This window comes from Propionimicrobium lymphophilum DSM 4903, assembly GCF_000423485.1.
GTDB classification, from domain to species: domain Bacteria; phylum Actinomycetota; class Actinomycetes; order Propionibacteriales; family Propionibacteriaceae; genus Propionimicrobium; species Propionimicrobium lymphophilum.
The window spans coordinates 25,173-51,520 of sequence record NZ_KE384026.1 but is presented as its reverse complement, the minus strand read 5'-3'; the positions used below and the strand labels follow the sequence as shown (position 1 = coordinate 51,520).

The following is a 26,348-nucleotide window of genomic DNA, read 5'->3' as shown; positions in this document are numbered from 1 at the left end:
CTCTAAGCCTGGCCCTTCAGGTATTTGTCGTAGCCCTCGTTCTCAAGCATGTCGGCAAGCTCCTTGCCGCCCTCTTCAACGACGTGACCGTTGACAAAAACGTGCACGTGAGTCGGCTCAACGTAGTTCAAGATTCGGGTGTAGTGGGTGACCAACAGGACGCCGCGCTCTCCCCTATCCGCAAAGCGCTTAACGCCCTCTGCGACCGAACGAATGCCGTCAATATCGAGGCCAGAATCAATCTCGTCGAGAATGGCGACCTTAGGATCGAGCAGCTCCAGCTGAACGATCTCAGCGCGCTTCTTCTCGCCGCCCGAGAAACCTTGGTTGATGGAACGGTTTGCGAAATCCGGATCCAGCTGGGCATTCTCAAGCGCAGACTTGATTTCCTTCGGCCAAGTGCGAACCTTCGGAGCATGACCGTCGAGTGCGGTCTTAGCGGTGCGAAGGAAGTTAGTCATGGAGACGCCGGGCACCTCGACCGGGTACTGCATAGCCAGGAAAAGGCCGGCACGGGCGCGCTCGTCGACGCTGAGCTCGGTCAGGTCAACACCGTCCAGAGTCACGGAGCCACCAGTGATGTGATACTTCGGGTGGCCAGCAATCGAATAAGCCAAGGTGGATTTGCCAGAGCCGTTGGGGCCCATGATGGCGTGGATCTCGTTTTCCTTGATCTCCAGGTTTACCCCGTGAAGGATCTCCTTGGGGCCGTTCTCGGTTTCGACCTCTGCAACCAGGTCCTTAATTGAAAGTTTTGCCATTATCAGTGCTTTCGTTAATTAGTTAGTTGAGTTTGTCGGAAATGCCCTCGACTGCGAGCAGCTCGTGATTGAGCGCCTCTACCAGTCGATCCTCGATTTCGGGGATATCGATGTGGTGGATCAGGTCTAGGAAGAATCCCTCCACAATCAGACGCCGAGCTTGGTCTTCAGGAATACCACGGCTGCGCAGGTAGAAGAGGTGATCCTCGTCGAAGCGGCCAGTGGAGCTCGAGTGACCCGCACCGAGAATCTCGCCGGTCTCGATCTCGAGGTTAGGCACCGAGTCAGCCTGGCAGCCCTCGGTGAGCACCAGGTTCTGGTTTGTCTCGTAGGTCTCGATGTTCTTAGCGGCAGACCTGATCAGAACGTCGCCGATCCAGACCGAGCGAGCGCCCTTGCCCTGTAGTGCGCCGCGGTAGTCCGCGTGCGAGTAGGTATTGGGCGCGTTGTGGTCGATGAAGATGCGGTGCTCAACATTGCGGTTTGCGTCAACGAAGTAGAGCCCGAACTGCTCGATCCTGCCGCCTGGGCCGGAGAACATTGCGCGCTCGACCTGCCTGATTAGCGAACCACCGATCGAAGCCTGGATCAGCTTCACCTCAGCGTCACGACCGACGAGCGTCGAGACCTGCCCGCCGTGCAGGCTGCCTTCGTCCCAGTCCTGCAGGCTGACGAAGTTAACCTTCGCACTATCGCCTACGATGGTCTCAATCTTCGCAGCCAACTGCGCCTTGCCGGTGTGGCGAAGGACGATGGTGGCCTGAGCGTGGTGGCCGATCTCCAGGAAAAGCTGGGTGTTGATGCGACCGCGCTCGCCGCTCAGGTCAAGAATCAGGGGCTCCGAGACAACAGTCTCCGGAGCGATCTCGATGAGAGTTGCCTTCGGCGTGTGACCCGCAACGGACGCAACAATGTCCACCGGCGCATCAAAGCTGCGCTCCTGCGCCTCTTCCTGGGTAATGGACTTACTAGTCACGCCCTCTGGCAGTTCAAACTTCCAGTCGGTAAAGCACTCAGCTTTATCGTCGAAAAGCGGTTCGACTTTCTCCAGCGGAGTGAACCGCCAGACCTCTTCACGTCCGCTCGGCACCGGGTGGTCGCTAGGCTGCCACGACGGGGTCGGGTGCAGATGTGACTTCACCTTAGGCTGTTGCAGCGCGTCAAAACGCGCAGCTGTGTTAGTCAACATATCTCCTTAAAAATCTTAAATCCGAGGACTTGATTTAGCCTACGGAGCCTTCCATCTGCAATGCGATCAAGCGGTTGAGCTCCAGGGCATATTCCATGGGCAACTCGCGGGCGATCGGCTCGACGAATCCGCGCACGATCAAGGCGCGCGCCTCTGCCTCGTCCAGACCACGTTGCATCAGGTAGAAGAGTTGGTCTTCGCTGATCTTGGAGACCGTGGCTTCGTGGGCCATCGAAGCGTCTTCCTCCTGCACGTCCACGTATGGGTACGTATCGGTGCGAGAAATGTCGTCGACCAGCAGCGCATCGCACTGAACGCTCGAGGCGGAGCGCAGAGCACCCGGCTCGACACGGACCAGACCGCGGTAGCTCGAGCGGCCGCCCGAGCGAGAGATCGACTTGGAGACGATGCTCGAGGAAGTATTCGGGGCGCAGTGAACCATCTTCGCGCCGGTGTCCTGGTGCTGTCCCTCGCCAGCGAACGCAACGGAGAGAGCCTCACCCTTTGCGTGGTCGCCCAGCAGCCAGCAGCCCGGGTACTTCATGTTCAACTTCGAGCCGATGTTTCCATCGACCCACTCCATCTGGCCGCCAGCCTCAACGGTCGCGCGCTGCGTAACCAGGTTTAGAACGTTGTTAGACCAGTTCTGGACCGTGGTGTAGCGAACTCGCGCGTCCTTCTTAACGATGATTTCGACGATCGCGGCGTGCAGCGAGTCGCTCTTATAAATCGGAGCAGTGCAACCCTCGACGTAGTGAACGTAGCTACCCTCGTCAGCAATGATCAGCGTGCGCTCGAACTGACCCAGATTTTCCGTGTTCATGCGGAAATATGCTTGCAGCGGGATCTTCACGTGGACGCCCTTGGGGACGTAGATGAAGGAGCCGCCGGACCAAACTGCGGTGTTGAGCGAACCGAACTTGTTATCACCAACGGGAACTACGGTTCCAAAGTATTCTTTGAACAGGTCTTCGTGTTCCTTCAACGCGGTGTCGGTGTCGAGGAAGATAACTCCCTGTTTGACCAGTTCGTCGTTGATCTTGTTGTAGACGACCTCAGACTCGTACTGCGCCGCGACGCCCGCAACCAAACGCGCCTTCTCGGCCTCGGGAATTCCGAGCCGGTCGTAGGTCTCGCGAATGTCGTCAGGCAGATCTTCCCACTCTTGGGCCTGACGGTCCGTGGAGCGCACGAAATATTTAATCTGATCGAAGTCGATATCGCTTAGGTCTGGGCCCCAAGTCGGCATCGGCTTCTTCTCGAAAAGTTCCAAGCCCTTAAGCCTGCGCTCCAGCATCCACTGCGGCTCGTTCTTCACCTTAGAGATGCCTCGGACGACCTCTTCGCTAAGACCCCGCTTCGCCGCAGCACCAGCGGCGTCCGAGTCGTGCCACCCGAACTGGTAGGCGCCAGAAATATCATCAATGGTTTGCGCCTGTTCGCGAAGCTTCTCTTCAACTGTCTGCGTCATCTATTACCTTCCGCAATATTTAAATCAGCATTATTTGGCAACGTTAAGAATTCGGTTCTATTCCCGCCGACGATGTGCATTCTGCATCGTGGACTACCTGCGGCAATTGTCGAGACCCTCTCAATATCGTGCCCCGGGCCGGCAAGCCGACTCAAGATTTCGGTTTCGTCTGAGCAAAACTGCGGGTATATTGCCGCAACCTTGGCCACTGGGCAATGGTTTTGGTAGATGTCGGCCTCGCCCTCGAAGGTCTCTTCAGATGCGAAGTAGCCGGCATTGTTGAGCGCCTCCGCAAGGGCCTGCGGAATTGTCTTGTCCGGGTCTTCAGTGCGGAGACTCATGTAGTCGTCCTCAACCGGAGCCATTCTCTTCTCCGTGAGTCGACGCACTCCTTCGCTTCCCGCTGCGGATTCGATCTCTTCAATGGCGGAAACAGCCAACTCGTCGTAGGCCTGACCGAACATTGCTCTGCCCGCTGAACTCAAGACGTAGTAATGAGCGGGACGTCCTCGTCCCCTCTTCGCCTTTTTCGGGTCGCGCAGTTCAACTAGCCCTTCCTCATATAGGGAGGTGAGATGTCGACGCACGCCGGCCGTCGTCATATCTAATTCGTCGGCGAGCTGCACCGCGGTGAGCGGCCCGTCTTCCATCAAACTGGCCAGAACTCGCTGCCTGGTGGAACTGTCGTCGGACGCACCTGTGAGAGCGGCATCAGCGTTTTCCTGCATGCTTTCCACGTATTTCACAATAACAATGTTGTCTATTTGAAATGATTAAAACAAGGCAGGTAATCCTAAGCAGCAACTTGAGGCTCATGACGCCTGTTGGAACACGAATGGGTAGACAAAAAGTATTTTACCGGTATGAATGTCCAGACTGCTCCGCTAACCGGCCCACCTTGAAGTCACGCAAACCCCAAGCGATAGCGTATTGGTGAACATACGTGTCAAAGGAGACAAAGTGATATCACGTTCACAAGGCCGGATAGGTTTCTTCGGCCTCGTTCTTTTGCTGCTTCCACTCCTTGCCGGCTGCTCTTCCGACGAGCCCAGCTCCCAGATCTCCGGAGGAGGTGAGGCTAATCTCAAACTCCCGCGATTGGACTCGGTCTCGTTCTTCTCGAATTCGATAAACGGCCACACGCTACTGACGATCGGTCTTCTGGTCTGTGTCGGCGGGTTGGTCTTTGGCGTCTATAACTATTCGCGACTTAAGCGGCTGCCCGTGCACAAGTCAATGCTGGAGATTTCCGAACTGATCTATCAGACCTGTCGGGCCTACCTGGTACAACAGATGAAGTTTCTGTGCCTGCTATGGGTCTTCATCGCGGCGGTCGTCTTCATTTACTATCAGTTCTTGGTCGGCTTCCAGACATGGCGGGTGCTGACGATTCTGCTGTTTAGCTTGATCGGAATGCTCGGTTCGGCTTTCGTCGCCTGGTTCGGTATCAGGGTCAACACGTTCGCCAACTCGCGCACCAGCTTCGCGGCGCTGCGCGGCAAGCCCTACCCCACCCACGAGATCCCGCTTTCTGCAGGCATGAGCGTCGGGATGGTGCTGATCAGCGTCGAGCTTTTCATGATGCTTTTCATCATGCTGTTCCTGCCTGGCGACATCGCCGGCGTCTGTTTCATCGGCTTCGCGATCGGCGAGTCCCTGGGCGCCTCCGCGCTACGTATCGCAGGAGGCATCTTCACCAAAATCGCCGACATCGGTTCAGACCTGATGAAAATCGTCTTCGGCATCAAGGAGGACGACGCCCGCAACCCGGGTGTGATCGCAGACTGTACCGGAGACAACGCAGGAGACTCTGTCGGCCCGTCCGCAGACGGCTTCGAGACGTACGGCGTGACAGGCGTGGCGCTGATTACTTTCGTGCTGCTGGCCGTTCACGACCCTTCAATGCAGGTGCAGCTACTGGTGTGGATCTTCACGATCCGGACAATCATGCTGATCGGCTCGCTGATCTCTTACGCGGTAAACCACGTGTTCACCAGGTCTCGGCACGCGAATAGCCCTGAGATGGACTTCGAGCGGCCGTTGAGCAATCTGGTGTGGCTAACCAGCTCCGTCTGCATAGTCTTTACGTTCCTGATCTCCTACGCGATGGTCAGCGACCTGAGCAACGGGATGTGGTGGAAACTCTCGGTGATCATCAGCTGCGGCACGCTCGCGGGCGCGCTAATCCCCGAACTGGTCAAGATCTTCACGTCCACGAAGTCGAAGCACGTCAAGGAGGTGGTCACCTCCAGCCACCAGGGCGGTTCAAGCCTGAACATCCTCTCGGGCATCGTCGCGGGTAATTTCTCGGCTTTCTGGATCGGGCTTGCGATCGTCTTTTTGATGGCGGTGGCGTTCATCGTCAGCACGCTCGGCATGGAAAATTTCATGATCGCCCCCTCGATCTTCGCGTTCGGCCTAGTCGCGTTCGGATTCTTGGGCATGGGTCCGGTTACTATCGCGGTCGACTCCTACGGGCCAGTAACCGACAATGCCCAGAGTGTCTACGAGCTGTCGACGATTGAGGAAATTGACGGAGTCGACGAAGAGATCAAGCGCGATTTCGGTTTCGAGGTGCAGTGGGAAAACGCCAAACGCTATCTGGAGGAAAATGACGGCGCAGGCAACACTTTCAAGGCGACCGCGAAGCCCGTGCTCATCGGCACAGCGGTTGTGGGCGCAACCACGATGATCTTCTCGATCATCATGACGTTGACGCAACAGGATCCGTTCGGGCCGCTGGGCAGCTACCTATCGCTCATCAACCCGGCGCTGCTGCTGGGCCTGATCACCGGCGGTTGCGTGATCTACTGGTTCTCCGGCGCGTCCATGCAGGCGGTGACTACAGGCGCGCACAGGGCCGTGGAGTTCATCAAGAACAACATCAAGTTGGACGGTGTCACGCGAGCCAGCGAGGAGGACTCGAAGAAGGTAGTCGAGATCTGCACTAGGTACGCCCAAAAGGGCATGTTGAACATCTTCCTGGGCGTCTTCTTCGCGACGCTGGCTTTCTCATTCGTCGATGAATGGTTCTTCATCGGTTACCTGATTTCGATCGCCATCTTTGGCCTGTTCCAGGCCATCTACATGGCCAACGGCGGCGGCGCCTGGGACAACGCCAAGAAGATCGTCGAAGTTGACCTGAACGCCAAGGGCACGCCGCTGCACGAGGCGGTGGTCGTCGGCGACACGGTTGGAGACCCGTTCAAGGACACCAGCTCGGTGTCGCTGAACCCGATCATCAAATTCTCAACTCTGTTCGGCCTGCTAGCGGTCGAGCTGGCAGTTTCGGTGAAGGCATCCAGCCCGATCCTCGTCTACGTGCTGGCTGCGGTCTTCCTGATCGTCGCCATGGTCTTCGTCTACCGCTCCTTCTACCAGATGCGCACGGGTGTGGAGCTAAGCTCGGTCGCCGCAGATGTTGCTGGCCAGGTGGTGGTCACCGAGCAAGCCGCAGACGGGTTAGTCGTCCCTCCAGTTCCAGGCCGCGAGGCTAAGCGAGAGATCTGAGCGATTTAGCAACTATGGGGCCGGGCGGCATGGAACCGTCCGGCCCTAGCTTTTGACCTGCAAGATTCTCCTAGCGACCATTTTTGTCGGTGACTTTAAAATAGAATGTTCTCCATGGCTAAAAGTTTCAACGTTGATCTGGACGAGGCAATGCTGCCTCTCGTTCTAGCGTTGGACGTCGAGGAAACTCCGGTGGATGTGGGTCCGGTGGCAAAGCCCAGAAGCAAGAACGCAGAACATTTCGTGCAGCTGGCGGAGAGCGTACAACATATTTATGCAAATTTTTACAGTTAGTTCATTACCTTCAGCCCGCCAAGTAAGCTAGCCGTGTAAGGCGAGGCTTAGGTCGCGCCAGAAAAACGACGAAGTTCATTGTTTTTAGCTATGCCACCATCATCAATGAGGAGAGAAATGAGCGACAACCTTAAGGCACTGCACGATGCGGGCGTTTCCATCTGGCTTGACGACCTGTCTCGTCAGCGCATCGAGAGCGGCGACCTGAAAAAACTCATTGACGAGAAATCGGTCACCGGAGTAACCACTAACCCGTCCATTTTCGCTGCGGCGTTCAAGGACATGTCGGTTTACGGCGATAAGCTCCGCGAACTCAAGGAGGCCGGCACCGACCTGGACGAGACCATTCGTCAGCTGATGAGCATGGACGTTAAGGACGCCTGCAAGATTTTTGCAGACCTGTACTCCAAGACTGACGGCTACGACGGTCGCGTATCCATCGAGGTATCCCCGCTGCTGGCGAACGAGACCGAGCCGACCATCGAGCAGGCGAAGGTTCTGCACGACATGGTTGACGAGGAAAACATCCTCATCAAGATTCCGGCTACGAAGGCTGGCCTGCCGGCGATCCGTAAGACCATTGCTAACAGCATCAGCGTGAACGTGACCTTGATCTTTAGTCTCGAGCGTTACCGCGAGGTAATGGACGCATACCTGTCCGGCCTCGAAGACGCACTCGAAGCCGGCAAAGACCTGTCCAAGATTCACTCCGTTGCTTCGTTCTTCGTTTCTCGCGTAGACACCGAGATCGACAAGCGCCTGGAGGCAATCGGTTCCGAAGATGCTCTCGCGCTGCGCGGCAAGGCTGCAATCGCTAACGCACAGCTCGCCTACAAGGCTTACAAGGAAGTCTTCTCCTCCGACCGCTTCAAGGCTCTCAAGGCCAAGGGCGCAAACCTGCAGCGTCCGCTGTGGGCATCCACCGGCGTCAAGAACCCAGAGTATGACGACACCATGTACGTTGCCGAGCTGATTGCAGAACCCTGCGTGAACACCATGCCAGGCGCCACCATGGACGCGTTCGCAGATCACGGCAAGGTTGCTGGCAACACCATCACTCCGGCATTTGATGAGGCGGAAAAGACGATGGCTGCCGTCGAGAAGATCGGCATTGACCTGAACGACGTATTCGACGTTCTCGAGAAGGAGGGCGTGGAGAAGTTCAACGTCAGCTGGTACGAGCTCGTTGATGGCGTGAAGGAAGCTCTGGCAAAGGCTTAAGCATCTCCAATCGGTTAACTGTTGGGTCGATTTCATTCGGCCCAACAGTTTTCATTTTTTAGGCGTTGTAAATCGGTTTGTCAGTATTCGCGTAGGGTTGAAGAGTGAACGAAAACTGGTTGAACCCGCTTCGCGACGACAGTGACCTGCGGCTGCCGCGTGTAGCAGGATCGTGCGTACTCGTTATGTTCGGCGTAACGGGCGATCTGGCACGAAAAAAATTGCTACCCGCGATTTACGATCTAGCCGAGCACGGCGCCCTACCGCCCGGCTTTGGCCTGGTGGGCTTTGCCCGTAGGGATTGGTCTAAAGAAGATTTCGCCAAGTACGTTCGCGATTGCGTGATCGAAGGTTCTCGTACTAAGTTCCGCGAAGAGGTCTGGCAGCAGCTTGAGGCGTGTTTGGAATTCGTTTCCGGGGCTTTCGACGACGAGCAGGCATTCGCCAACTTGAAACAGACGCTCAACGATTACGACGCTTCTCACGGCACTGGAGGCAACCACGCTTTCTACCTGTCCATTCCGCCGAAATTCTTCGAGCTCGTCATCACGCAGCTCAATCAGCACGACATGGTTGACCAGTCGAAGGGGTGGAAGCGGGCAATCATCGAGAAGCCCTTCGGGCGCGATTTGGCCAGCGCTAAGGAACTCAACGAAGTGGTTTCCGCGGCGTTTCCTGCAGAATCTGTCTTCCGCATCGACCACTACTTAGGTAAAGAGACAGTCCAGAACCTAATGGCGTTCAGGTTCGCGAACGCCATGTACGAGCCGATCTGGGATTCCCGCTACATCAGCCACGTTCAGATCACCATGGCCGAGGACATCGGAATCGGTGGTCGAGCCGGCTACTACGACGGGGTTGGCGCAGCAAGAGACGTCATCCAGAACCACCTATTCCAGCTTCTCGCGCTCACCGCCATGGAAGAACCCAATACATTTAACGCCAGGGATCTGCGGCTTGAGAAAGAGAAGGTACTAGAAGCTTCTAGTGTGCCGAAGGACCTCGCGGCCCACACGGCTAACGGACAATACGCTGCCGGCTGGCAGGGTGGACGGCCCGTTTCAGGATTCCTCGAGGAAGACGGTATCGACCCGAACTCCATCACCGAGACCTTTGCGGCGATTCGAGTAGACATCGACAACAGACGCTGGGCTGGAGTGCCCTTCTATCTGCGCACTGCGAAGCGAATGCCTCGACGCACAACCGAGATTGCCCTCAACTTCAAACGGATCCCACACCTGGGCTTCGACAAAGAGAACATCAAAGATCTAGGCGAAAATGCCTTGGTAATGAGGATTCAGCCCAACGAGGGCATCGACATGAACTTCGGCGCGAAGGTGCCGGGCTCCACGATGGACATTAGAAACGTCCGGATGGACTTCTCATATCTGGGTTCCTTCACAGAAAGCAGCCCGGAGGCTTACGAGAGGTTGATCCTGGACGTTTTACTCGGCGACCCGCCACTGTTCCCGCAGCAGAATGAGGTTGAGCTGTCTTGGAAGATTCTGGATCCGGTCTTGGACTTCTGGTCAGATAACGGGCGCCCGGAGCAGTACGAGGCGGGCACCTGGGGCCCGCAGTGCAGCTACGATATGCTCGCTCGAGACGGCTTCGAGTGGCGAAGGCCGTAAGCGTCTAAGGAGAAGAATGTTTACTCGACTAAACAATGTAGACGCCCGAAAAATCAATGATTGGCTGACGCACGCACGCCTAGAAGGCGGAGCAGCCGGCGGCCAGGTTTTGACTCTCGTGGTTGTCAGTAACCCCGAGAATGCGCCCACTGCTAGCGCTAACGCGCTCGCGGCCGGCAAGCTTCACCCATCGCGCGTGTTGCTGGTCATCCGCGACCATTCCAGCGAGGTTCCCGAAGGATCGACCGGCGTCGATGCAGAAATTCGCATCGGTGACGGCCTGCCAGGAGAGATGATTACTCTCTGGCTGGCTGGGGAGGCCGCTTATCATTCAAGGTCACTGATCGTTCCCTTGCTACTGCCCCAACTTCCAGTTGTCATCTGGTGGCCGAATAAATTCCCGGATTCCTTCGACGATTCTCAGGTGGCGCAGGTTTCCACAAGACGAATCGTGGATACTTCGGCAAGCCCGAATGGCGAGGCAAGCTCGATTGCAGCGTTAGAAAAACTGATCGACATTTTCGAACCTTCGACCACCGACCTGTCTTGGACTCGTCTAACCAAGTGGCGTGCGCTGCTCGTCGCAATGGTCGATCAGGCAAAGAGCAAACCAAACGGAGCCAAAATCGTGGCACCCGCCGACTCAGCCCCTGCTGCGCTACTTGCCGGCTGGTTGAGCCTCATGCTCGATATCGAGGTAGAGAGAATCGATTCACCTGGTGAAGGAATGGGCTCCGTCACGCTACACACGGACGCCGGAGACATGGTTCTAGAGCGGAAGATCGGCACCCAAGGCATCATCAAGCTACCAGGCCAGCCGGATCGCCCTGTTGCTCTTTCAAGGCGAGACGTTGAAGACCTCATGGGCGAAGAGCTAGTCGAGCTAAACGGCGACCCGATGTTCGACAAGATCATGAAGTATCTTTCCGAAAGGAAATCGTGACTCACCCCCGCGTTCACCGTTACAGCGACGAGCAGACACTGACCAGCAGCGTCGCCGCCAACCTAGTCAAAAGGATCATCGAGCTACTCGCCACCAAGGAGAAGGTTCATCTGGGGCTCTCCGGGGGCGATAGCGCCAACCAGGTTTACAAGGCGTTCGGAAAGCTAGCAAAGACTACTAATCTCGATGCACGCAGGCTAGAGCTCTGGTGGACGTGCGAGCGGTATGTGCCCAGCAGCGATCACAGAAGAAACTCGACCCAGGCTTTATCGCTTTTAGCCGGCGCGCTGCCGATAGTTCCCTCGCAGACGCACGCCATGCCCGCACCGACTTCTACAGCCGATCCTCAGCAGGGAGCGCTCGCATACGCGGAAGAGCTCGGCCAGCAGAAATTCGACATCTGTCTACTCAACCTGGCGCCAGACGGACATGTAGCGGACCTCTACCCCGACGATCCTGCGTTAAGCGAAGACAACGCGAGAGTGATCGGGGTTCTCGAAGCGCCGAACGACCCCAAGGAAAGAATCACCTGCACGCTCAAGACGATCAACGAGTCGCGCGAGGTATGGATGCTTGCGAGCGGCTACTCAAAAGCCGAGGCCGTCGAAGAAGGCATCACGGGAAAACACGTTCCTGCCTCGATGGTTTCGGGTCAAGACGCGACCCACTGGTTCATAGATCAAAGGGCGGCAAGCAGGCTGCCCTACCACGAATGCAAGCTCTAGGGAATTAGTAGATTACTTCGCCCGCTGCACGACGAGCGCGGAGCATACTGAGAGCGTCGCCTAAAATTTGCTTGGCCTCGTCAGCGCTACGGCGTTCCTTAACGTAGTCGAGGTGGCTCTTGTAGACCTGCGTGTGCGGACGAGCAGGAGTGTTCTGCTTATCCTTGCCGGCAGGCAGACCACACTTGGTGCATTCCCATTCCTCGGGGATGTCCGCCCCCACCGCGAATGCTGGTTTGGTCTCATGGCCGTTCGCGCAGTAGTAAGAAATGCGCATCCTCGGAGCAGCGTCGCCACGTTCAGATTCGCTAGACGCACTGCCACCAATTCGGCTGCCTCGGATAGCTATTCCGCTAGACACCTTTTAGTACCCCTTGAAGTGTTTAGTTAGTTAGGCAGATGCTTTGTAAAGGAAAAGCAGAGTGAAGATGCAAGCCAACCAAACAACACCGACGATAACGGTGATGCGGTTTAGGTTGCGCTCGGCAACGGAGGTGCCACTCATCGCCGTGGTCATGCCACCACCGAACAGGTCGGATAGGCCGCCACCCTTTCCTTTGTGCAAAAGAATGAACGCTGTGAGAATAACGCTGAGTACGACCAAGATGATCGAAACCGTCAAAATAGCCCCGTTCATCGTGTCCTCTCACTAGCCGGGTAATTCACTAAATAATGATAACCCACCAGCAAATGAAACCCTAAAAAGTCCGGATTTCACGTTGCCACGGGGATAAAAAATGTGGCGGCACCACCAACAAGGCGGGCCGCCACAAATTATATTTTTTAGTTCTAGAAAAGAACGATGTCGGCGAACTTCTCGGGATCGAGCGAAGCGCCACCAACAAGAGCGCCGTCGACGTCAGGCTGAGCCATGATGTCGGAGACGTTCTCCGGCTTTACGGAACCACCGTACTGAATGCGGACGGAATCGGCAGTGGCCTCGTCGTACAGCTCGGCGACCTTGGCACGAACCGCAGCGCAGACCTCCTGAGCATCCTCAGCAGAAGCGGTCTTGCCGGTGCCAATGGCCCAAACGGGCTCGTAGGCGATGACAAGCTTGGCGACGTCATCAGCCGGGATGCCAGCCAGCGAGCCCTCAACCTGCTCGGTGACGAAGGCAACGTGGTTACCGGCCTCACGGACATCCAGACCCTCACCAACACAGATGATCGGGGTGATGCCCTTTTCGATGGCCTTCTTAGCCTTCGCGTTTACGATTTCATCAGTCTCGTTATGGTACTCGCGACGCTCGGAGTGGCCGACTACGACGTAGCCGCAGCCTAGCTTAGCCAGCATGTCAGCGGATACCTCACCGGTGTAAGCACCGTCGTCGTGGGCCGAAACGTCCTGAGCACCGTAGCCCAGCTTCAGGCGGTCGCCATTAACCAGGGTCTGAACGGTGTGGATCGAAGTAAACGGCGGGATAACGACTGCCTCAACCTTGTCGGCGTCCCACTTCTTGTCCTCGAGAGTCCAAGCCAGCTTCTGGACCAGACCGAGACCATCAACGTGGGTCAGGTTCATCTTCCAGTTGCCAGCCATAATCGGCTTACGTGCCATGTTAGTTTTCCTCCAAAACGCTAAGACCCGGGAGCTTCTTGCCCTCGAGGTATTCCAGCGACGCGCCGCCGCCGGTGCTGATCCAGCCGAACTGATCGTCGCTGTAACCAAGCTCGCGAACGATAGCGGCGGAATCGCCACCACCGATAACGCTGAATGCGTCGGAGCCGGCAACTGCCTTAGCTACGGCGCGAGTGCCCTCAGCGAAAGCATCGATCTCTGCAACGCCCATCGGGCCATTCCAGAACACGGTCTTAGCCTCGGCGATTGCCTCGGAGAAGAGCTTGGCAGTCTCGGGGCCGATATCCAGGCCTTCCTTGTCTGCGGGAATCTGATCGCTAGGAACAACGGTGACGTCGCCCAGAGCCTTCTTGGCGTCGAAGTCCATGCCATCGGCAACGCGAACGTCGACCGGAAGCAGGATCTTCTTGCCCTCGTTCTCGGCTGCCTGCAGGTAGCCGGTGACCTCGGTGATCTTGGTCTCGTCGAGAATCGACTTACCGACCTCGTAGCCCTTGGCCTTGAGGAAGGTGTAGGCCATTCCGCCACCAACGATGATGGTGTCGGCGATCTTCAGCAGGTTACTGATGACAGCCAGCTTGTCGGCTACCTTTGCACCACCAAGAACAACGACGAACGGACGCTCGGGGTTCTCAGTAACCTTGCTGAGGACCTCAACCTCCTTGCCGACCAGTTCGCCAGCAGCAGCCGGCAGCAGCTTGGCAACGTCATAAACAGATGCCTGCTTGCGGTGAACTACACCGAAACCATCGGAAACGAAGATGTCGCCGAATGCAGCGTACTTTTTGGCGAGCTCGGCGCGCTCAGCGTCATCCTTGCTCTGCTCTGCGGGTTCGTAACGAACGTTCTCGACCAGAAGAACCTCACCGTCTTCCAGTGACCTGTTCAGCTCATTGGCGGACTCGCCAACAACGTCTGAAGCGAACTTGACGTCAACACCGAGCAGTTCGCCGAGACGCTTAGCAACCGGGGACAGCGAGAACTTGGGGTTAACCTCACCCTTCGGACGGCCCAGGTGAGCCATGACGGTGGTGCGAGCACCAGCCTCGTGGAGCTTCTTCAAAGTGGGCAGCGCAGCCTTGATACGACCGTCGTCGGTGATGGTCTGGCCATCTAACGGAACGTTAAAGTCGCAGCGAATGACGACACGCTTGCCGCTCAGATCACCGAGATCTGCAATAGACTTCATGTTTTTCCTTTCTAAAACCTCTGTAGAAAGACAAAGGACGCGCCAAGAGACGCGTCCTTGCCCTTTTTACACAACTAATTGATTAGAAGTGATTCTTACAGCTTCGAGCCAACCAGCTCGGTCAGACGAACGAGGCTGTGCGAGTAGCCGGACTCGTTGTCGTACCAAGACAGGATCTTAACCAGGTTACCGATGACCTTGGTGTAGGAAGCGTCGAAGATCGAGGTGTGCGGATCACCGACGATGTCGGTGGAAACGATCGGATCCTCGGTGTACATGAGGACACCCTTGAGCTCGTTCTCGGCAGCTTTCTTAACAGCAGCGTTGATCTCCTCGACAGAAACCTCCTTGCTGGCGATGAAGGACAGGTCGGTAACCGAACCGGTCGGGGTCGGAACGCGAAGAGCGAAGCCGTCGAACTTGCCCTTGAGCTCAGGCAGAACCAGAGCAACAGCCTGAGCAGCACCGGTCTTGGTCGGGATGATGTTCAGGGCAGCGGCGCGGGCGCGACGCAGGTCCTTGTGAGGAGCATCCTGCAGACGCTGGTCAGCAGTGTAAGCGTGGATGGTGGTCATCAGACCGCGCTCGATGCCGAAGTTCTCCTGCAGAACCTTGGCAACCGGGGCCAGGCAGTTCGTGGTGCAGGAAGCGTTAGAAATGATGTTGTGCTTGGCGGGGTCGTACTGATCGGAGTTGACGCCCATAACAACGGTGATGTCTTCGTTCTTTGCCGGAGCGGAGATCAGAACCTTCTTGGCGCCAGCCTCGATGTGAGCCTTAGCAGCGTTAGCGTCGGTGAAGCGACCGGTGGACTCGATAACGATGTCAACACCCAGATCGCCCCAAGGAAGCTTAGCGGGATCCTTTTCTTCGAATACCTTGAAGGTCTCGCCGTCAGCAGTGATGGACTCTTCGTCGAAGGTCACATCGCCCGGGAAGCGACCCAGGATCGAGTCGTACTTCAGCAGGGTTGCGAGGGTCTTGTTGTCGGTCAGGTCGTTTACAGCAACAACCTGGATATCGGCACCGCAGTTCTTAAGTGCACGATAGTAGTTACGGCCAATGCGGCCGAAGCCATTAATACCAACCTTGACGGTCATTCAGTTCTCCTTAGATGTTGAGGAACAGTTTAAATCTTATCGGAACCAAACCTACAGGTCATCCGACCCCGGCAATAAATGTTCTTAGCAGGCAAAACTTTCATTACCCACCAGACACTTGTGCTATTTCGTGCACCATCTTGGTTTGGTAGAAAAATTTAATTTTTGTTCTCTGCCTGCTGCAACGCAGATTCGGTGTCAGGTATTCCCTGATCTTGGGCCGCTTTATCGGCCATCGCCAAAAGTCTCCTGATTCGACCCGCAATTGCGTCTTTAGTGATGGGCGGCTCGTGCAGATTTCCGAGCTCTTCCAGGCTCGCCTGCTTGTGCTCCATTCGGAGCTTTCCTGCCTTGAGTAAGTGTTCTGGAATGTCATCGCCTAGAATCTCGAAGGCCCTCTTCACTCTGGCTCCAGCCACGACGGCGGCGCGCGCCGACCGGCGAAGGTTTGCGTCGTCAAAATTGGCCAACCTTGTTGCAGATGCGCGCACTTCTCTGCGCATCCGCCGGTCTTCCCAGACAAGAACGGCGTCGTGGGCGCCCATAGTGGTCAAAAGTTGAGAAATAGTATCGCCGTCTTTGATGACGACCTTGTCCACTCCTCGAGACTCCCTAGCCTTTGCGGTGGCGCCCAGCCTCCTAGCCATGCCGACCATTGCCAGAGCGGCCTCCGAAGACGGGCAAGCCACCTCAAGGGACGTAGACCTGCCAGGCTCGATAAGCGTGCCCCTGGCAAGAAAAGCGCCGCGCCAAGCAGCAACCTGCTCGTCATAGCCGGCTCCGACGATCTGGGCGGGCATTCCGCGTACAGGCATCCCTCGCCCGTCGATCAGACCAACCTGGCGGGCCAGATCGTTACCACCTTTGATTAGCCGGACGACATAGCGAGCACCGCGTCGAATGCCCGACTGATTTATGACTATCAATTCGGAGTCGTAGCCATAAAGGTCTTTAAGGGTGGTACGCACCCGTCGTGCGGATGCCCCGATGTCGAACTCCGCCTCGACCACGATCTTGCCTCCAACCAGATGCAGTCCCCCGGCGAACCTGAGCATGGCAGCAAGCTCCGCGCGCCTAGTGCGTGGTTTTTCAACAATCACGTTTGCAAGTTCAGACTTCACCTGTTGAGTTAACGCCATTAATACCCCCGCTAAAATTCCTCAGAAGCAATTAGTTCGCTGTATGCGCTTGCCAGCCTCAGCGGAGCATGCCTCGCTGAGCCGTCGCGCATCCGCAGATCAGCCACAATCAGCTCTGCCCCCAAGCTGGTAACGAAAGACAACAAGTGAGTTTCGTCTGCCGCAAACGACTCATCTGCCAAAACATAATCTAGCCGAAGCATTGGAGCGTGTTCAGCAATCACCTCGATATGACGCGCTGCCGAGAAACCCGCGGTCTCATCGTCTGAGGTGATGTTCAAGGTCAATATTCTTTTAGCTTTAGCCAAAGAGATTGCTTCCGCCAGTTCTGGAACAAGCAGATGCGGCAGCACGGAAGTGAACCAGGATCCGGGCCCCAAAATGATGAAGTCCGCTTCCCTGACCGCATCAAGAGATTGAGCGCAAGCGGGAGGATTTTCCGGCACCAAGCGGACCGAATTCACCTTGCCCTTTGTGGTGGCCACATCGTGTTGGCCACGGATCGTCATTGTCTCGTCCGGAGAGATCGGATTGATGTCTAGCACTTGGGCCTCGATGTCTAGCGGCACGGTGCTCATGGGCAGAACCCTGCCCTTGATGCCTATCATCTGGCCTAACATTTCTAGGCCATAAACGTATCCTGCGTCCTGCCAGGCAGCCTCGATCATCAGGTTGCCCACGGCGTGACCGTTCAACGGACCCTCCGTCTCGAACCTTCGCTGAAGAAGCTGACGCCACGCATGACCTTTTGCGTCGTTACGGCACAAGGCGGCCAACGCCATGCGCAGGTCGCCGGGGGGTAAACCACCTATCTCTTTACGCAACCTGCCGGAAGAGCCGCCATCGTCGGCGACAGTTACTATCGCGGTCAGATCGTCAGTTATTTGACGCAACGCTGTCAAAGAAGCAGCGAGGCCGTGACCACCACCAAGCGCTACGACCGCAGGCTGGCTCGTCCCAAAACCATTCTTTTTCATCTCACTCCAAGCCAAGGTCGCGGTGCAGGACGCTAGCAGGTATCCCCTTTTCGCGCATTCGCTTGGCGAAGGCTTCACTCATGGCAGTGGACCTGTGCTTACCACCTGTGCAACCGATGCCGATAGTGACTAGCCGCTTACCCTCGTTAACGTATCCAGGTTCGACGGTCTCCACAATCGTTTCCAACTGATCGAGAAAATCGGTTGCTCCAGGACGCGCCAAAACGTAGCTAGAAACCTCCTCCGAGAGCCCAGTCTTGGGACGCAGATGAGGCACCCAGAAGGGATTCGGCAGGAACCGAACGTCGAAAATCATGTCAGCATCCAGCGGCACACCGTTCTTAAATCCGAAACTCATCACCTGGATTCGTAGCCGGTTTGAAAGCTGCGTGCCGTAGATGTGGGCGATGCGAGACTTCAGTTGATGGACGTTGAGCATAGATGTGTTGATTACGACGTCTGCATCTGCGCGTAGATCGCTGAGCATTCGACGCTCCCTAACGAGAGCCTCCATTATCGAGCCACCGTCTTGAAGCGGCAACGGACGCCTTGAAGATTCCTGCCTCTTGACGATTGTTTCGTCGCTGGCCTCTAGGAAGCAGATCTCCGGTTTGATGCCACGTTCGCCGAGCTCCTCGAGAACGCTCGGCAGTTGATCGAACATCTCCCTGCTTCTAACATCCAGGCCGACCGCGAGCTGATTCTCTCCGCTGGATCGAACCGTCTCGATCAGGCTTGGCAACATGGTAGGGGGCAGATTGTCTACCACCAACCAACCCAGGTCTTCCATGCCGTGAGCAGCAGTACGCCGCCCGGCTCCGGACATTCCGGTGATAATGACTATCTTCGGGACTGCGGGATCAGCCAGTGGCATTACGTCGTTCATTTAATTAAGTATGGCCGACATCTGATAATTGCGTTACAGGCGTGCAATGTTTTAGGCCTCAGTTGTGCCAGCGCCGACTCAGCCACCTAAAATCTGGCGAATGCGATCGATAGTTTCTTATGTACGCCGCAGCCCCCGAATGACGCCGTCACAATGGCAAGCGCTTGAACGAGGCAGGACGAATTTTGGGATAGCCGTACCTAGCGGTGAACGCGAAACCACGATTTCAACCGAAGCGAACATCAATCTAGACAAGGAATTTGGGCGCAGCGCGGATTTAGTGGTCGAGATAGGCTGCGGTATGGGCGACTCGCTGATTCCAATGGCTAGCGCGCGACCTGAGAAAAATTTTCTAGCGTTTGAGGTTTACCAACGTGCGCTAGGAGCCATGTGCGCCAAGGTCGAAAAAGCTGGGTTAACCAACATTCGTTTTATCGAAGCCGACGGCGTGCAGGGATTGTGCCAGTTGATTGCTGACGGTCAGCTGAGCGAGCTTTGGACCTACTTTCCAGACCCCTGGCATAAGAAGCGCCACCACAAGAGAAGGCTAGTAAATCCCGAATTCGCAGAGGTAGTTGCGGCCAAGCTCTCCCCCGGCGGACGCTGGTGGCTGGCGACCGACTGGCCAGAATACGCACATGTAATGAAAGAGGTGCTCGATGGGAACCCAAATCTGCGCAATGCTGGAACCATCGATGGCGGATGGGCGGATCGCGAAGACCGTCCGGTGACGAAATTCGAGCGGCGAGGAATTGAGGCAGGCAGGCCAATCCGCGACCTGATGTATGTTAAAACAAATTAGTGATTTGCTTTAACTTTTTGGCACGAGAAGGTGCCCGTGATGGAGTCGCTCGCTGATATAAGCACTGTCTCCTGGGTGGTCCTGATTCTTGCAGCCGCTTTTACTGGCCTCGCAAAGACCGCGCAGCCAGGACTCGCCACAGTTTCCGTGGCACTTTTTGCCGCTGTCCTGCCCGCCAGAGAATCGACGGCTGTCCTACTACTTCCATTGCTCCTCGACGACCTGATGGCGGTCTGGATATGCGTCAAAACCGTCGACTGGCGACGGCTACCGAAACTAGTTCCCTGGGTCTTGATTGGTGTCGTGGCCGGCGCGGCTTTCCTAACCTGGTCCGACAACAAGATCATGCGGGTAGCAATAGGCATAATCTGTTAGTTCTTACCTCGCTTACCCTTCTCGTCATGCAGCGCACCAGCCAACAGACGTTGGATCAAGCTTTCGCGAGACCGGCGGCAAGCGGACTATACGGAACCTTGGGTGGTTTCACGACGATGGCTGCGAACTCAGGTGGACCGGTGATGGCTTTGTACTTCATCGCTTCAGGATTCGACGTCAAACGGTTCCTTGGCACTCAGGCATGGTTCTTCTTTATAGTCAACGTGATTAAACTGCCGCTTTCGGCAGGCATCGGGCTAATCAACGAGCAGACCCTCAAACTCGACGTCTTGCTCGCGCCGGTAGTCATCATCGCGGGTTTGATCGGAAAGAAAATCGTTAGACACATCGACCAGAAGCTGTTTAACAGAATCATCATCGCCCTCACGATCATTTCGTCTGCCTACTTGTTAATCACGGTGAATTAAAAAAGCTCCCCGAGCGAAGCGCCCGGGGAGCTTGAAAATCTTACTTCAGCAATTACTCAGCCAGTTTCTTGACCGCTTCGATTGCCTCATCGACAGGAACAATCTGAACCTCGCCACTGGCACGATCACGGATCTCAGCCTTGCCCTCAGCCAACAGTTTGCCGATGACGACGCTGGTCGGAACACCGATCAGCTCGGAGTCCTTGAATTTCACGCCCGGAGAAGCCTTGCGGTCGTCCAGCAACACCTCGAAGCCCTCCTCGGCTAGCTGTTCAGCGATCTCCTTTGCCTTTTTAGCAACCTCATCGCCCTTACCAGTGGCCAAAACCATGACATCGTATGGCGCAATCGAACGAGGCCAGCTCAGGCCCTTTTCGTCGTAGGTGTCCTCGACGATCGCCGCGACCGCGCGGGAAACACCGATGCCGTAGCTGCCCATCGTGACAGTCACCAGCTTGCCATTCTGGTCTAGCACCTGCAGACCAAGGGCATCTGCGTACTTGCGGCCAAGCTGGAAGATGTGCCCCATCTCGATGCCGCGGGCCAAGGTCAGTGGCCCGGAACCATCAGGAGAGGGATCGCCCTCCCGCACCTCGGCGACGTCGATACGACCGTCTGCGGTGAAGTCGCGACCAAAGACTAGGTGGTAGGCGTGGCGCTCGTTTTCGTTGGCACCGCTAACCCACTCGCTACCCTCAGCAACGCGGGGATCTACAAGGTAGCGCACCTTAGCCGGCGCCTCTTCACCCAAGAACTTTTTTCCGTCCCTGAGTGGGCCTATGTAGCCCTTTACGAGCTGGGGATACTTTTCGAAGTCTTCAGCAGTAAACGGCTCGACCTCTGCGGGCGAAACTGCTGCTTCCAAACGCTTCTCGTCCACTTCTCGATCGCCTGGCAGGCCCACGACCAACGGAACGCGTTCGCCATCCGGGTAGCTGAGCATGAAAACAATGGACTTGAGCATGTCGCTCGCTGACCACTCGCGATCGGAGCGGGGCTGCAAGCTGTTGCTCAGCTCCACCAACGAGTCGATGGTTGGAACGTTCGGGGTGTCTACTACCTGTGCAGCAGGAACACTCGAGCAATCGACCGGTTCGGCGACCGGGAAGCGAACTGCTTCTACATTCGCAGCAAAGCCACCCGGCGAACGAACGAAGGTGTCCTCACCGTTAGGAGAAACCGCCAGAAATTCTTCACTCTTGGAGCCGCCCATCGGGCCAGCATCAGCCTTGACGATCGCGTAGTCGAAACCTAGCTGATCGAAAATTCGAATGTATGCCTCGCGGTGCTTCGCGTAGCTGGCATCCAAACCTGCGTCGTCGACGTCGAATGAGTAGGAGTCCTTCATGACGAACTCACGGCCACGCAAAACGCCAGCGCGGGGCCTGGCCTCGTCGCGGTACTTAGTCTGGATCTGGTAAAGCGCTAACGGCAGGTCCTTGTAGGAGCGATACATGTCCTTGACCAGCAAAGTGAACATCTCTTCGTGGGTTGGGCCCAGCAGCATGTCAGTGCCCCTGCGGTCCTTGAGCCTGAAGAGATTATCGCCGTACTCGGTCCATCGGTTAGTCGCCACGTACGGTTCGCTCGGCAACAGCGCCGGGAAGAGTACCTCCTGAGCCCCGATGCGATCCATCTCAGCACGAACGATTTCTTCAATCTTGCGCAACACCTTCAGACCGAGAGGTAGCCAGGTGTAAATGCCAGGGGCAGTCCTGCGGATGTAACCGGCCCTAACCAATAGTTTGTGGCTGGGCAATTCAGCATCGGCTGGATCGTCGCGAAGGGTCCGGACGAACAGCTCACTCATGCGCGTTATCACTGATGCACTCCTAAAAATTTTTCCGATTAAGGCTATCAAGGTTTACGGCTTTAGCGATAAAACCGATTGCTTGCTTCGAAGTAGAATCAAGTCCGCGAACATCACTTAGATAGACAAGGTAAAAGATAATGAATGCCAAGATGGCGGAGATAACCCGCCTGGGCCGGCGAGATCGGATTACGCAAACGGCCCTGCTAGTGGCGCAGACGCTCGCAATCTGTATGTTCTGCCTCTCTCTAGGCTCGCTAATCGCTGACGCCCTTAGCCCCGCATCTGTTTCCAAGACAGCAATTTTAGTCGCGCTAGGTTCGCTACTGATCGCGACCCTCACCGGCTACCTGGCAGCATCGATAGCCGCCACTAGCAAGGCAGACCTAGAAGCGACGCTGCGACAGATGGTGATTGGTCATTCGTTAGCGCTCGGACCGGCAAGAATGAGTCAGGCACAGACCGGTGCAGTTGTTTCGATGGCAACCGACACGGTGGATCGAGTGGCTAATTTCAGGCAGAGCTTCTTAGGCACGACCTTCAGCGCGATGTTGAGCCCGCTGGTTACGCTGGTGGTCGTCGCTGTCGCTATCGACGTGCCAGCTGCGCTCGTTTTGACCGCCTTTCTCCCTCTGATTCTCGCGACCATTTATCTGTTTCAGAAATTATTCCGAAACGTTTCGGGCGAATCTAGGAAAGCACGCACAAAACTCGCAGCCGCCTTCTTGGAGGCCTTGCAAGGCCTGACCACGCTCGTCTCTCTTAAGGCAGCTGATCGAGTTGGTGACAGACTCGCCGAGCGCGGTGAAAAGAACCGGCAAGCGACAATGAAACTTCTGGCACGCAACCAGCTGGTGATTTTGGTGACTGACGCAGCGTTCTCGCTATTTGCGATATGCGCTAGCGTCCTGGTCGCCTGGTGGCGGCTGGACGAGGCAACGATCAGTCCGGGTGAGGCGATCGCGCTTGTGCTGTTATCGACTCAACTTTGCGCACCGCTGGCGAAGATGGGCAGCCTCTTCTACGTTGGGATGGCCGGACGAGCCGGGCAACACCAAATCAGCAAATTCGTCTCCATTGCGGTCCCCGACCAAAATGAGGCACAAGCTGCGCAAAATTCCGACCCTGTGCGCTTCGAAAGCGTGGACTTCTCATATGCAGAAAAGCCAGTGCTGAAAGACCTCGATCTGTCGGTTAAGCAAGGCCAAAAAGTAGTTCTTCTCGGACGTTCCGGAAGCGGAAAATCCACGATACTTTCCCTGACCGGCGGCGACTTACTACCCGATCAGGGCTCGGTAAGCGTAGCCGGAATCGAACTAACCTCGAAGACTCAAGATCAAGTCCGGGAAAAATCAGCCGTAGTAAATCAGAAGACGTGGTTGTTCTTAGGAACACTCGCGCAGAACCTACGCGTCGGGAACAAGAACGCCACGGAAGACGAGATGTGGCAAGCGCTAGCCCAAGTTGGGCTAGATTCCTGGGCGCGCAGCTTGCCGGACGGCCTCGATTCCCAAGTCGGAGAACGAGGAATGGCTATGTCTGGCGGACAAGCTCAGCGCCTCTCGATCGCCCGCGCGATCCTTTCTGGCAGGAAGCTTCTGTTGCTAGACGAGCCGACAAGCCAGGTTGACCTTAACTCAGAGCAGATAATCATGTCCGCTATTGACCGCTTGGCCGAAGACCACACGATAGTTCTGGCGACTCATAGACCCTCAAGCACAAAATCCGCAGACCTGATTTTCAACCTGGAGGAACGATGAGCGAAAACAAAAAAGTGGTTTCGTGGCTCCTCGAGGTTGGCAGGCCTGTCCTAGGACATTTGGTTTCTGCGACCTTGATGCGTCACTTGGACCAGTTTTTAGGCATTGCTCTTTTTGTCATAGGTGTTGGCGCAGTTGCTAATGCCGTGCGACCAGGAGGCCCACAATGGTTGCCGGATGGCACATTGCAGTTGGCGATTTGTCTGATCGTCATCGCTTTGCTGAAGGCGTTGGCGCGTTATCTAGAAATGTTTTGGTGCCACTTGGTGGCGTTTAAGGCTCTGGAACTACTCCGCGTCAGGCTATACCGCGGATTAGTACCTCAGGCCTCTACTATCGGCACTGTTTCGACTTCCGGCGATCTTTTGACCAGGGCAACAAGGGACATCGACCGAATAGAGGTCTTCTTCGCCCACACATTCCCACCAGCAGTGACTGCAATTACCGTGCCCATCTTGGGTGTCCTCGGATTGGGCTTTTGGGCGGATTGGCGCCCGGCGCTTGCCGCCGCAATCGGATTGGCTCTTAGCGTCTTCGTCGTTCCGCTGCTCGGCTCAAAGAGGCTGCTCGCTTCTGCAGCCACCCAGGGCGAGATACGCGGCAAGATCTCTGCGCATGTAACGGACACGGTTCAAGGCATGAGCGAAGTCACCGGTTATGGCCACGTTGCCGAGAGGCTCGACCAGCTTTCACTGCTGGATGAAGAGGCAAATGCGGGAGCTAAGCCGAGGGTTCGTCAGCTTGCCGCTCGACAGTGCGCCTCAACTTTCGTCATGCTCGCCACTTTACTCACGGTAACAGAATGCGGGTTAAGTGCTGAGCTAGAGATCGCAACTTTGGCTATCTGCGTTGCTGTGGTTTGGAGGCTCTTCGACGCTACGGAAGCGGTCAGAGATTTTGCAGATTCTTTGGACACGTCTCTCGCCTGCGCCAACCGGGTCTACAAGATAGTGCACGCACAAGGCATTAAGGCTCCCGAGTACCCCAAGCATCTGCCTGCCGGACCGCTCGGGGTTCGGGTCGATTCTCTTTCCTACCGATACCCCACCGTTGGAAGTGGCAGAAAGGCGCTCTCCGATGTGAGCGTAAACATAGCGCCTTCAAGCCACGTCGCACTAATCGGCGCCTCCGGGTGTGGTAAATCGACTCTCTTAAAACTGATCGGCAGACTGGCCGAGCCTGATTCTGGCGTGATCGAAATAGGTGGCGTCGATCTTACTTCCTTGAGCGAGGACGAATTGCGCTCCAGGGTTTGCCTCGTTGCTCAGTCTCCGATGCTTTTCAACGGGACGGTAGCGGATAATTTGCTGCTGGTAGCCCCAGACGCCACGCCCGAAAAGCTGACCGAAGTAATGCAGATTGCCCAGATAGGCGAGGAGCTTAGCCTAGATTCGCGGATCGGCCCGCAAGGAAAACAGATTTCCGGTGGTCAGGCTCAGCGGCTCTCTCTTGCAATGGCGCTTTTGGTCGACGCCGACGTGTACCTGCTGGATGAGTACACCAGCCACCTAAACACACAGCTGGCTGCAGAAGTTCGCAGGACGCTTAGACTCAGGCGTCCCAAGGCGACCATCATCGAGGCAACACATACTGCAGCAGGATTGTCCGATGTGGACGCGGTGATCGTCCTCGAGACAAAAGTATTGGCAGCTGGAAAACCCGCTGAGCTTTCTCAAGCCGGACCGCTGGCGGAACTAATCGCTCGACAGGCGGACGCTCTCTAGCGCAGGTGGATGACGTCTCCGGCAGAAAAAGTTTCTAGCCCCGCATCGGTTTCCACGACAAGGTTTCCCTCTATCGTGACGTCTACTGCCTTCCCCAAGGTGAACGCGCCGGGGCGTTCGGCGTCGAGGAGAACTTTGACCTTTCTGCCTAGCGTGTCACAAATCCGCAGATAGCGTTCTCGCATGTCTTCGCCGTTTTCCCAGGCGAGGTACAGATCCTCGAGCGCCATGAGCACCGCTGCGGATATGGCGGTCCTGTCGGTCGGAAGACCCGCGTCGGCGAGGCAGTTAGCGCGCTCTGCGGGCACGTTCTCAGGCCAGCCAAGAACGTTTATCCCCCAGCCACAGATGAGAGCATCACCGCTAACTTGGCAGAGGATCCCGCAGATTTTTCTGCCATCGATGAGAACGTCATTGGGCCATTTCAAGCTAATTCGCGATCGCTGATCACCGGCCAGTTTGCATGTGCCAAGATCGACCGCCAACCCGACCAGCAGCGGAAGCCAACCCCACTCGCTCATCGGACGGCTAGGCCGCAGCAGCGCCGAAGTAGCCAGACCGCGACCTGGAGTGTCTACCCAAGAACGGTCGAACCTACCCCTTCCGACGGTTTGATGATCTGCGATAAGCACGGATCCGGTGGGCAGCTGGGCGGCATTTTCCGCGAAGATGGCGTTCGTTGAAGTCACGGAAGGACGCACCTCAATGTTGGCCCAAAAAGAGCTCTCGCCCAAGAGCTCACGTAGTTTTTCGGTGTCGACCGGTTGCATGGGTCCGATGATATCGCTTCGCGAATTGACCAAGCGAAACCAAGAAAATAACTACCCATTAA

At 56.3% G+C, this 26,348-nt stretch carries 25 protein-coding genes; 11 read left to right on the top strand and 14 right to left on the bottom strand.

All coding sequences use genetic code 11. From position 1 onward, the window contains the following. Positions 1–2: 2 nt before the first annotated feature. Genes sufC through G556_RS10670 form a run of 4 tightly spaced genes read right to left on the bottom strand, consistent with a single transcriptional unit; the run spans position 3 to position 4,149 of the window. Positions 3–761, bottom strand: a complete 759-nt coding sequence (gene sufC / locus G556_RS0107730; RefSeq protein WP_016455771.1) for a Fe-S cluster assembly ATPase SufC — start codon at positions 759–761, stop codon at positions 3–5. 22 nt (positions 762–783) lie between these two features. Further along, positions 784–1,950, bottom strand: a complete 1,167-nt coding sequence (locus G556_RS0107725) for a SufB/SufD family protein (protein ID WP_051176795.1) — start codon at positions 1,948–1,950, stop codon at positions 784–786. Between the two features lie 34 nt (positions 1,951–1,984). Further along, a complete protein-coding gene (gene sufB, locus G556_RS0107720) occupies positions 1,985–3,421 on the bottom strand; it encodes a Fe-S cluster assembly protein SufB (protein ID WP_016455769.1) in 1,437 nt (478 codons plus the stop codon). Further along, on the bottom strand, positions 3,418–4,149 hold the full coding sequence (locus G556_RS10670) for a helix-turn-helix transcriptional regulator (protein ID WP_162139769.1): 732 nt from the start codon (positions 4,147–4,149) through the stop codon (positions 3,418–3,420). The genes sufB and G556_RS10670 overlap by 4 nt, the downstream gene beginning before the upstream one ends. 232 nt (positions 4,150–4,381) lie before the next feature. Between G556_RS10670 and G556_RS0107710 the strand changes: the two genes are divergently transcribed. From G556_RS0107710 to pgl, 6 genes are all read left to right on the top strand, one after another. Next, a complete protein-coding gene (locus G556_RS0107710) occupies positions 4,382–6,931 on the top strand; it encodes a sodium-translocating pyrophosphatase (RefSeq protein WP_028822356.1) in 2,550 nt (849 codons plus the stop codon). Positions 6,932–7,045: 114 nt separating this feature from the next. After that, positions 7,046–7,225, top strand: coding sequence for a hypothetical protein (locus G556_RS0107705; protein WP_155941784.1), 180 nt, complete (start codon positions 7,046–7,048; stop codon positions 7,223–7,225). 117 nt (positions 7,226–7,342) lie between these two features. Further along, the gene (gene tal, locus G556_RS0107700) at positions 7,343–8,446 is read left to right on the top strand and encodes a transaldolase (protein ID WP_028822354.1); all 1,104 of its coding nucleotides are present in this window, start codon (positions 7,343–7,345) and stop codon (positions 8,444–8,446) included. Positions 8,447–8,550: 104 nt separating this feature from the next. After that, a complete protein-coding gene (gene zwf, locus G556_RS0107695) occupies positions 8,551–10,077 on the top strand; it encodes a glucose-6-phosphate dehydrogenase (RefSeq protein WP_028822353.1) in 1,527 nt (508 codons plus the stop codon). Between the two features lie 16 nt (positions 10,078–10,093). After that, entirely contained in the window at positions 10,094–11,020 is a 927-nt protein-coding gene (locus G556_RS10665) for a glucose-6-phosphate dehydrogenase assembly protein OpcA (RefSeq protein ID WP_036916238.1), read from the top strand. After that, positions 11,017–11,745, top strand: a complete 729-nt coding sequence (pgl, locus tag G556_RS0107685; RefSeq protein ID WP_028822352.1) for a 6-phosphogluconolactonase — start codon at positions 11,017–11,019, stop codon at positions 11,743–11,745. Before G556_RS10665 ends, pgl begins: the two co-directional genes overlap by 4 nt. Positions 11,746–11,749: 4 nt before the next feature. Here pgl and G556_RS0107680 read toward each other — a convergent pair whose 3' ends face one another. From G556_RS0107680 to rapZ, 8 genes are all read right to left on the bottom strand, one after another. Continuing rightward, positions 11,750–12,106, bottom strand: a complete 357-nt coding sequence (locus G556_RS0107680) for an RNA polymerase-binding protein RbpA (RefSeq protein ID WP_016455761.1) — start codon at positions 12,104–12,106, stop codon at positions 11,750–11,752. A gap of 30 nt (positions 12,107–12,136) precedes the next feature. Next, positions 12,137–12,382 (bottom strand): preprotein translocase subunit SecG, encoded by a 246-nt coding sequence (gene secG / locus G556_RS0107675; RefSeq protein WP_016455760.1) that lies wholly within the window; start codon positions 12,380–12,382, stop codon positions 12,137–12,139. 152 nt (positions 12,383–12,534) lie between these two features. Beyond that, positions 12,535–13,305: a triose-phosphate isomerase gene (tpiA, locus tag G556_RS0107670; RefSeq protein ID WP_016455759.1), complete on the bottom strand. Its 771-nt coding sequence runs from the start codon at positions 13,303–13,305 to the stop codon at positions 12,535–12,537. 1 nt (position 13,306) lies between these two features. Beyond that, a complete protein-coding gene (locus tag G556_RS0107665; protein WP_028822351.1) occupies positions 13,307–14,515 on the bottom strand; it encodes a phosphoglycerate kinase in 1,209 nt (402 codons plus the stop codon). Between the two features lie 95 nt (positions 14,516–14,610). Then, positions 14,611–15,615 (bottom strand): type I glyceraldehyde-3-phosphate dehydrogenase, encoded by a 1,005-nt coding sequence (gene gap, locus G556_RS0107660; protein ID WP_028822350.1) that lies wholly within the window; start codon positions 15,613–15,615, stop codon positions 14,611–14,613. 158 nt (positions 15,616–15,773) lie between these two features. Further along, positions 15,774–16,754, bottom strand: a complete 981-nt coding sequence (gene whiA, locus G556_RS0107655; RefSeq protein WP_016455756.1) for a DNA-binding protein WhiA — start codon at positions 16,752–16,754, stop codon at positions 15,774–15,776. 11 nt (positions 16,755–16,765) lie between these two features. Continuing rightward, positions 16,766–17,731, bottom strand: a complete 966-nt coding sequence (locus tag G556_RS0107650; RefSeq protein WP_028822349.1) for a gluconeogenesis factor YvcK family protein — start codon at positions 17,729–17,731, stop codon at positions 16,766–16,768. A gap of 1 nt (position 17,732) precedes the next feature. After that, the gene (rapZ, locus tag G556_RS0107645; RefSeq protein ID WP_081675556.1) at positions 17,733–18,617 is read right to left on the bottom strand and encodes an RNase adapter RapZ; all 885 of its coding nucleotides are present in this window, start codon (positions 18,615–18,617) and stop codon (positions 17,733–17,735) included. A gap of 100 nt (positions 18,618–18,717) precedes the next feature. On the opposite strand from rapZ, the gene trmB reads away from it, so the two are divergent. Genes trmB through G556_RS11780 form a run of 3 tightly spaced genes read left to right on the top strand, consistent with a single transcriptional unit; the run spans position 18,718 to position 20,222 of the window. Then, a complete protein-coding gene (gene trmB, locus G556_RS0107640; RefSeq protein ID WP_081675555.1) occupies positions 18,718–19,419 on the top strand; it encodes a tRNA (guanosine(46)-N7)-methyltransferase TrmB in 702 nt (233 codons plus the stop codon). 39 nt (positions 19,420–19,458) lie between these two features. Then, positions 19,459–19,794, top strand: a complete 336-nt coding sequence (locus G556_RS11785) for a TSUP family transporter (protein WP_267878602.1) — start codon at positions 19,459–19,461, stop codon at positions 19,792–19,794. Between the two features lie 26 nt (positions 19,795–19,820). Next, positions 19,821–20,222, top strand: a complete 402-nt coding sequence (locus G556_RS11780; protein ID WP_267878601.1) for a sulfite exporter TauE/SafE family protein — start codon at positions 19,821–19,823, stop codon at positions 20,220–20,222. Between the two features lie 52 nt (positions 20,223–20,274). On the opposite strand, the gene G556_RS0107630 is transcribed toward G556_RS11780, so the two are convergent. After that, on the bottom strand, positions 20,275–22,032 hold the full coding sequence (locus G556_RS0107630; RefSeq protein ID WP_028822346.1) for a proline--tRNA ligase: 1,758 nt from the start codon (positions 22,030–22,032) through the stop codon (positions 20,275–20,277). 140 nt (positions 22,033–22,172) lie between these two features. Between G556_RS0107630 and G556_RS0107620 the strand changes: the two genes are divergently transcribed. Together G556_RS0107620 and G556_RS10655 are read left to right on the top strand one after the other, a co-directional pair. Beyond that, positions 22,173–23,792: an ABC transporter ATP-binding protein/permease gene (locus G556_RS0107620; RefSeq protein ID WP_036916237.1), complete on the top strand. Its 1,620-nt coding sequence runs from the start codon at positions 22,173–22,175 to the stop codon at positions 23,790–23,792. Next, positions 23,789–25,516: an amino acid ABC transporter ATP-binding/permease protein gene (locus tag G556_RS10655; RefSeq protein ID WP_036916236.1), complete on the top strand. Its 1,728-nt coding sequence runs from the start codon at positions 23,789–23,791 to the stop codon at positions 25,514–25,516. The genes G556_RS0107620 and G556_RS10655 overlap by 4 nt, the downstream gene beginning before the upstream one ends. On the opposite strand, the gene G556_RS0107610 is transcribed toward G556_RS10655, so the two are convergent. After that, the gene (locus G556_RS0107610; protein WP_016455748.1) at positions 25,513–26,286 is read right to left on the bottom strand and encodes a biotin--[acetyl-CoA-carboxylase] ligase; all 774 of its coding nucleotides are present in this window, start codon (positions 26,284–26,286) and stop codon (positions 25,513–25,515) included. The two genes, G556_RS10655 and G556_RS0107610, sit on opposite strands and share 4 nt — an antisense overlap. Between the last annotated feature and the right edge of the window lie 62 nt (positions 26,287–26,348).

Bases quoted from the DNA above. Each gene is read 5' to 3' on its own strand.
- sufC (WP_016455771.1), bottom strand. From the start codon at position 761: ATGGCAAAACTTTCAATTAAGGACCTGGTTGCAGAGGTCGAAACCGAG.
- tpiA (WP_016455759.1), bottom strand. From the start codon at position 13,305: ATGGCACGTAAGCCGATTATGGCTGGCAACTGGAAGATGAACCTGACC.
- G556_RS11785 (WP_267878602.1), top strand. From the start codon at position 19,459: ATGGAGTCGCTCGCTGATATAAGCACTGTCTCCTGGGTGGTCCTGATT.
- G556_RS10665 (WP_036916238.1), top strand. From the start codon at position 10,094: ATGTTTACTCGACTAAACAATGTAGACGCCCGAAAAATCAATGATTGG.
- secG (WP_016455760.1), bottom strand. From the start codon at position 12,382: ATGAACGGGGCTATTTTGACGGTTTCGATCATCTTGGTCGTACTCAGC.
- G556_RS0107665 (WP_028822351.1), bottom strand. From the start codon at position 14,515: ATGAAGTCTATTGCAGATCTCGGTGATCTGAGCGGCAAGCGTGTCGTC.
- tal (WP_028822354.1), top strand. From the start codon at position 7,343: ATGAGCGACAACCTTAAGGCACTGCACGATGCGGGCGTTTCCATCTGG.
- sufB (WP_016455769.1), bottom strand. From the start codon at position 3,421: ATGACGCAGACAGTTGAAGAGAAGCTTCGCGAACAGGCGCAAACCATT.
- G556_RS0107705 (WP_155941784.1), top strand. From the start codon at position 7,046: ATGGCTAAAAGTTTCAACGTTGATCTGGACGAGGCAATGCTGCCTCTC.
- trmB (WP_081675555.1), top strand. From the start codon at position 18,718: ATGCGATCGATAGTTTCTTATGTACGCCGCAGCCCCCGAATGACGCCG.
- G556_RS11780 (WP_267878601.1), top strand. From the start codon at position 19,821: ATGCAGCGCACCAGCCAACAGACGTTGGATCAAGCTTTCGCGAGACCG.
- G556_RS0107630 (WP_028822346.1), bottom strand. From the start codon at position 22,032: ATGAGTGAGCTGTTCGTCCGGACCCTTCGCGACGATCCAGCCGATGCT.
- whiA (WP_016455756.1), bottom strand. From the start codon at position 16,754: ATGGCGTTAACTCAACAGGTGAAGTCTGAACTTGCAAACGTGATTGTT.
- G556_RS0107725 (WP_051176795.1), bottom strand. From the start codon at position 1,950: ATGTTGACTAACACAGCTGCGCGTTTTGACGCGCTGCAACAGCCTAAG.
- G556_RS0107620 (WP_036916237.1), top strand. From the start codon at position 22,173: ATGAATGCCAAGATGGCGGAGATAACCCGCCTGGGCCGGCGAGATCGG.
- rapZ (WP_081675556.1), bottom strand. From the start codon at position 18,617: ATGAACGACGTAATGCCACTGGCTGATCCCGCAGTCCCGAAGATAGTC.
- G556_RS0107650 (WP_028822349.1), bottom strand. From the start codon at position 17,731: ATGAAAAAGAATGGTTTTGGGACGAGCCAGCCTGCGGTCGTAGCGCTT.
- G556_RS10670 (WP_162139769.1), bottom strand. From the start codon at position 4,149: ATGCAGGAAAACGCTGATGCCGCTCTCACAGGTGCGTCCGACGACAGT.
- G556_RS0107610 (WP_016455748.1), bottom strand. From the start codon at position 26,286: ATGCAACCGGTCGACACCGAAAAACTACGTGAGCTCTTGGGCGAGAGC.
- G556_RS10655 (WP_036916236.1), top strand. From the start codon at position 23,789: ATGAGCGAAAACAAAAAAGTGGTTTCGTGGCTCCTCGAGGTTGGCAGG.
- gap (WP_028822350.1), bottom strand. From the start codon at position 15,615: ATGACCGTCAAGGTTGGTATTAATGGCTTCGGCCGCATTGGCCGTAAC.